This window comes from Novipirellula sp. (assembly GCF_041583735.1).
Classification (GTDB): domain Bacteria; phylum Planctomycetota; class Planctomycetia; order Pirellulales; family Pirellulaceae; genus Novipirellula.
Genome location: NZ_JBFHFD010000648.1, coordinates 1 through 4908, shown reverse-complemented (window position 1 = coordinate 4908; position 4908 = coordinate 1). Strand labels below are relative to the sequence as shown.

3 protein-coding genes are annotated in these 4908 nt (G+C 55.6%); 2 read left to right on the top strand and 1 reads right to left on the bottom strand.

From position 1 onward, the window contains the following. Positions 1-197: 197 nt before the first annotated feature. Positions 198-1055, top strand: a complete 858-nt coding sequence (locus ABX962_RS30195) for a sugar phosphate nucleotidyltransferase (protein ID WP_372725117.1) — start codon at positions 198-200, stop codon at positions 1053-1055. After that, a complete protein-coding gene (locus ABX962_RS30190; protein WP_372725116.1) occupies positions 1052-4384 on the top strand; it encodes a UTP--glucose-1-phosphate uridylyltransferase in 3333 nt (1110 codons plus the stop codon). Before ABX962_RS30195 ends, ABX962_RS30190 begins: the two co-directional genes overlap by 4 nt. A gap of 128 nt (positions 4385-4512) precedes the next feature. Here the strand turns inward: ABX962_RS30190 and ABX962_RS30185 are convergent. Next, positions 4513-4908: DUF480 domain-containing protein (locus ABX962_RS30185; protein WP_372725114.1), on the bottom strand; the 396-nt coding region annotated here is incomplete at its 5' end.

Below are 4908 nucleotides of genomic sequence, written 5' to 3'. Positions count from 1 at the left end.
TTGGCTTTGCCCGTGTATTTTGCGAACTATGCTAGGGGCCGATCGAGGGACGTCCGACGCGTTCCCTCGTAGTGGATCTTGCTAAAGATCCCGCACGCAGGATCTTTAGCAAGATCCACTACACCGCTTATTTGCTTGGCATTGAGCGGTCGGTCCCGTGGATGCCCCTTTCCTCTCTCGTACCATCGCCATTCGTCATGCAGGTTCACAAGGCAGTTATCACCGCTGCGGCTCCGAAACAGAACACGTTGCCGCTACAGCAATTGGTCGATCGCAATGGCGAGACCAAGACGGCGCTGCAATTGATCGTCGAAGAAACGCTCTCCGCTGGCATCGAAGAGATCTGTGTCGTGATCCGGCCAGGCGATCAGGAGGCCTACGAACAGGCCGCCGGGACTCACTTGGCCAGCATCCAGTTTGTCGAACAGCCTGAGCCATTGGGCTATGCCGACGCGATCTATCAAGCAAAGTCGTTTGTCGGTGACCAGCCGTTTCTGCATCTTGTTGGCGACCACTTGTACCTCAGTGCATCGGACATCCCTTGTGCAAAGCAGTTAATCAAGATTGCCGGCGAGTTTGAGTGCTCGGTGTCGGCGGTGCAGTCGACTCGCGAAAACAAACTGCCTTATTTTGGCATCGTCAGCGGGCCTCATCTGCCTCGACGCGACGACTTGTACGAGGTCGAAGCGGTGGTCGAAAAGCCGACGCCGACTTATGCCGAACAAGAACTGGTAACGCCTGGGCTGCGAGCGGGACACTATCTCGGGTTTTTCGGCATGCATGTGTTGACTGCCGAAGTGATGGCGTCGATCGAGCAATTGCTCGCCAATCATGCGGTCGAAAAGCCTTCGCTCTCAGATGCCTTGGCAATGTTAGCGTCGCGGCAACGCTATCTTGCCTATCGTTTGCAAGGTTCACGCTACAACTTGGGTGTCACCTACGGGTTGTTGATCGCTCAGTTGGCGATTGGGTTGTCGGGGCGAGACCGCGATCGAATTTTGACCGAGATGGTTGAATTGCTCGCCACGCGTGCGGAAGGAATCACGGCTCAATGATTCGTTCTGCAACCAACCCACTGATTGAAATTATCACCTCGGACGACGATGCGATTCGCGATCAGTCGCTTGAATCGGTGTGTCGCGATCAGACGCTCGATCAATTGCTCAGGCACGTCGAAGTGCTCGATTCCTTTCGTCGTGAAGAAGAGAATTTGTATCGACGTGTGCGGGCGTTGTTTTTCTTGTCGGCGATCTACCGCTACCACTTGCCATCGCGTTTGTCGGTCGAGCAGTCGGGGCGGATTCCGTACGAGGGTTACGAACACCTGTTGGCCCGCCTATTCATGGAAGCGATCGACTGCTTTTTGGCGTATCAGCAGAAAGCCGGTCCCAGCGACGCGTTAGCCAGCGCGTTGTCGCAAGCGTACCATCAACTCGGGTTTCAAACGCTTGCCGATCAAGTTCGTCGCAGCGTTCGCACGGTCCGAGGCAACCAGTGGATGTTTCGCGTCGGTCATCCCGCCGATCACCCATTGCGAATCCGCAGCGAGCTCGTCGCACTGGATCCCGCGACGGGTACCTCGCCACTAATGAAAGAAACGACGGCAGTGCGAATGGATTTTTCGCATAGTGCGTGGAGTGACATTTTCTTTCTCGGGATGGATTTTCCCGAGGGGGCTCGGGTGTTAAACGTTTCGGTCGATCTCGGCGTGCGTGGCCGTGATTCGCAAACGAAGCCGCCGATCGAAACGTACCTGCGGATCATTGACGAACCGGTCATTCGGCTGACCAGCGTCGATCTTGGCGCGACGACAACGCTTCGTTCCATTTCCGAGACCTTCGATTTTGCCCGCGATTATCTGGGGCTGCTCAAAGCGGCGTTGATCGCCGCGGGCATCGTGCCTCCAGGATTGGAGGGATGTCGCGAGTCGATGGAAGACCTGTTGAAAGTTATGCTCGGCCCGGGACGTGGATTGGAATTGGTCAGTAAGATCAACGATATCCCCAAAGGATCGCGGTTGGCGGTTTCCACCAACCTACTTGGTTCGTTGATTTCGCTTTTGATGCGAGCGACCGGGCAAGTGCAATCGCTGACGGGTCCGCTCAGCGAAGCCGATCGCCGGCTGGTCGCTGCCCGTGCGATTCTGGGGGAATGGCTTGGCGGCAGCGGTGGCGGATGGCAAGATTCCGGTGGCGTTTGGCCCGGCATCAAGCTGATTTGCGGAACGACCGCCCAGCAGAACGATCCCGAGTTTGGTATTAGTCGCGGACGGTTGATGCCGGTTCACCACGTGCTCGGTAGCGACAAAATCTCTGATGCAACACGCCGTAAGATTCAAGAGTCGTTGGTGCTGGTGCACGGGGGAATGGCCCAAAACGTAGGCCCGATCCTGGAGATGGTGACCGAGCATTATCTGCTGCGTAGCGAGAATGAATGGCAGGGCAGAAACGAAGCGATCGAAATTCTTGATGAGGTCGTTGAATCGCTCGAAGCGGGCAATATCAAACAAGTCGGCGATGTCACCACTCGCAATTTCGAAGGCCCCCTGCAAACGATCATTCCCTGGGCGACCAACCGCTTTACCGATTCATTGATCGAGCAGTGCCGCGAGCGCTACGGAGACGAGTTCTGGGGATTCTGGATGCTCGGCGGGATGGCGGGCGGTGGCATGGGATTCATCTTTGATCCTGAGATCAAACCTGAAGCCCAAACATGGCTCGGCGACGCAATGGTCAAAACGAAACGAGACTTGGAAACGTCGCTGCCGTTTGCGATGGATCCGGTCGTCTACGATTTTAAGATCAACGACAACGGCACCAGTGCCGAGTTGCTCAGCGGTAACGATGCGATGCTACCCGACCGGTATTATGCGCTCGTGTTGCCAGCGCTGTTGCGAACACCGCTACGCGATTTGTCGCTGCGAACGCGATCGGAACTCGAACGGATCAGCAAACGTTGTCACGATGTCGAAACCGGCAGTGCAACTGCAGGAATGTTGTTAGAAAGTATCCTGCCTTCGGCTGCGGTCGAACATTCGAGCGAATCGTCGCTGGCGTCGCTGTTGAATCAAATTGGTTTTGACCGGTTCCAACACGAGCAGATTCGTGCCGATTTGGTCAGCGGACGGATCGGGTTGTCGCAGAATCGGTTGCCTGCCAACACGATGATCCAAGATGTAAAACCCGAGCACGTTATTGATTTGCGTGAAGGGATCGATCCGAAATATACCGAACTGGGATCGGCGGCAATCAAGGCAGGAAAGGTCGCAGTGGTGACGCTGGCCGCGGGCGTCGGCAGCCGCTGGACCGAGGGAGCTGGAGTTTGCAAAGCACTTCATCCATTTTGTCGTTTCGCCGGTCGCCATCGTAGTTTCTTGGAAGTGCATCTCGCCAAGAATCGAGCGATCGCCGAAGACTTGGATGCTTCGATTCCGCATGTCTTTACCACCAGCCATTTGACCGACCAACCGATTCGCGAATACCTCAATCGAAATGATTCCTTTGGTTTCGGCGACAATTTGCTGGTTTCAACAGGACGCAGTGTTGGGCTGCGGATGATCCCGATGGTGCGTGATTTGCGATTTTTGTGGGAGGAAACTGCCCAGCAGATCCTGGACGAACAGCAGCAAAAAGTGCGTGAGAGTTTGCGAACGGCGCTGATCGGGTGGGCGAAATCCGTGGGCGAGGCCAGCGATTACACCGACAATGTGCCAAGTCAATGTATCCATCCAGTGGGCCATTGGTTCGAAATTCCCAACATGCTCCGCAGCGGTGTGTTGCAGCAAATGCTCGATCGCCAACCTCAATTGGAATACTTGCTACTACACAATATCGACACACTCGGGGCGAACGTCGATCCCGCGTTCCTGGGGCGGCACATCGCCGCAGAAACCACACTTAGCTTTGAAGTGATTAGCCGGCGACTCGAAGACCGTGGTGGCGGATTGGCATTGGTCAATGGTCGCCCGCGATTGGTCGAAGGCCTCGCGATGCCAAACGAGCAGATTGAGTTTGATTTGACTTTCTACAATTCGATGACGACATGGATTTCGATCGACGGATTGCTGAAGTCGTTTGGATTGACACGAGCGGATTTAAGCGACGCTCAGCGTGTTGACCAAGCGATCCGCAACATGGCGCAGCGGATGCCAACGTACGTCACGCTCAAGGATGTCAAGAAACGCTGGGGCAATGCCCAAGAGGACGTGTTCCCCGTCGCACAGTTTGAAAAATTGTGGGGCGACATGACTGCGATCGCCGATATCAGCAGCTGTTTCTTCGTCGCCCCGCTTCGCCGCGGCCAACAGCTCAAGGCCCAAGCTCAGCTCGATCCCTGGAAACGCGACGGCAGCGCCGACTACATCGATTCACTATGCAAGTGGTAAGTCTCGTAGCATAGGCATCGAGCCTGTGTTCCAGAATGTGGAATTGGCTTCCAGCCTGTCATGCGGTCCTCTAAGCAGAGCACCTCAGGCTTGTCCGATCGCTTAACCACTTTTTCCTGCGTCTTGAATTACGACTCGAGTTCTTCGATGCGTTTTTCGAGTTGATCAATTCGCTCGTTGACCGATTCGAGTCTCGCGATTAATGCATCGACCGCAGTGTTGCTGGCCTTGGCCGGCGACGGGGATGGAGACGCGTCGGATGCAGCGGCTTGTTTTTCCAATCGAGCTTCGAGGTACTGACGCTCTTCGGGCGGATACAATTTGTGCGTGAACGTTTGCCCGCGTCCCGGAGGCGAGAGCGGTTCGACGAGATCCTTTGCGATCAACGAGTCGACGACCTCTTGAGTCGCTTTTAAATCTTCTAACGCATACATCCGCGAAGCTCGCGTGCGGATTTCGCCCAGTGTTTGGGGGCCACGAAGCAGCAGTTCGGTCATCACCGCGGCACCGGGGCTATCGACATC

What these genes read in the sequence shown, in the direction of transcription:
- ABX962_RS30195 (WP_372725117.1), top strand. Translation starts at nt 198, where the DNA reads ATGCAGGTTCACAAGGCAGTTATCACCGCTGCGGCTCCGAAACAGAAC.
- ABX962_RS30190 (WP_372725116.1), top strand. Translation starts at nt 1,052, where the DNA reads ATGATTCGTTCTGCAACCAACCCACTGATTGAAATTATCACCTCGGAC.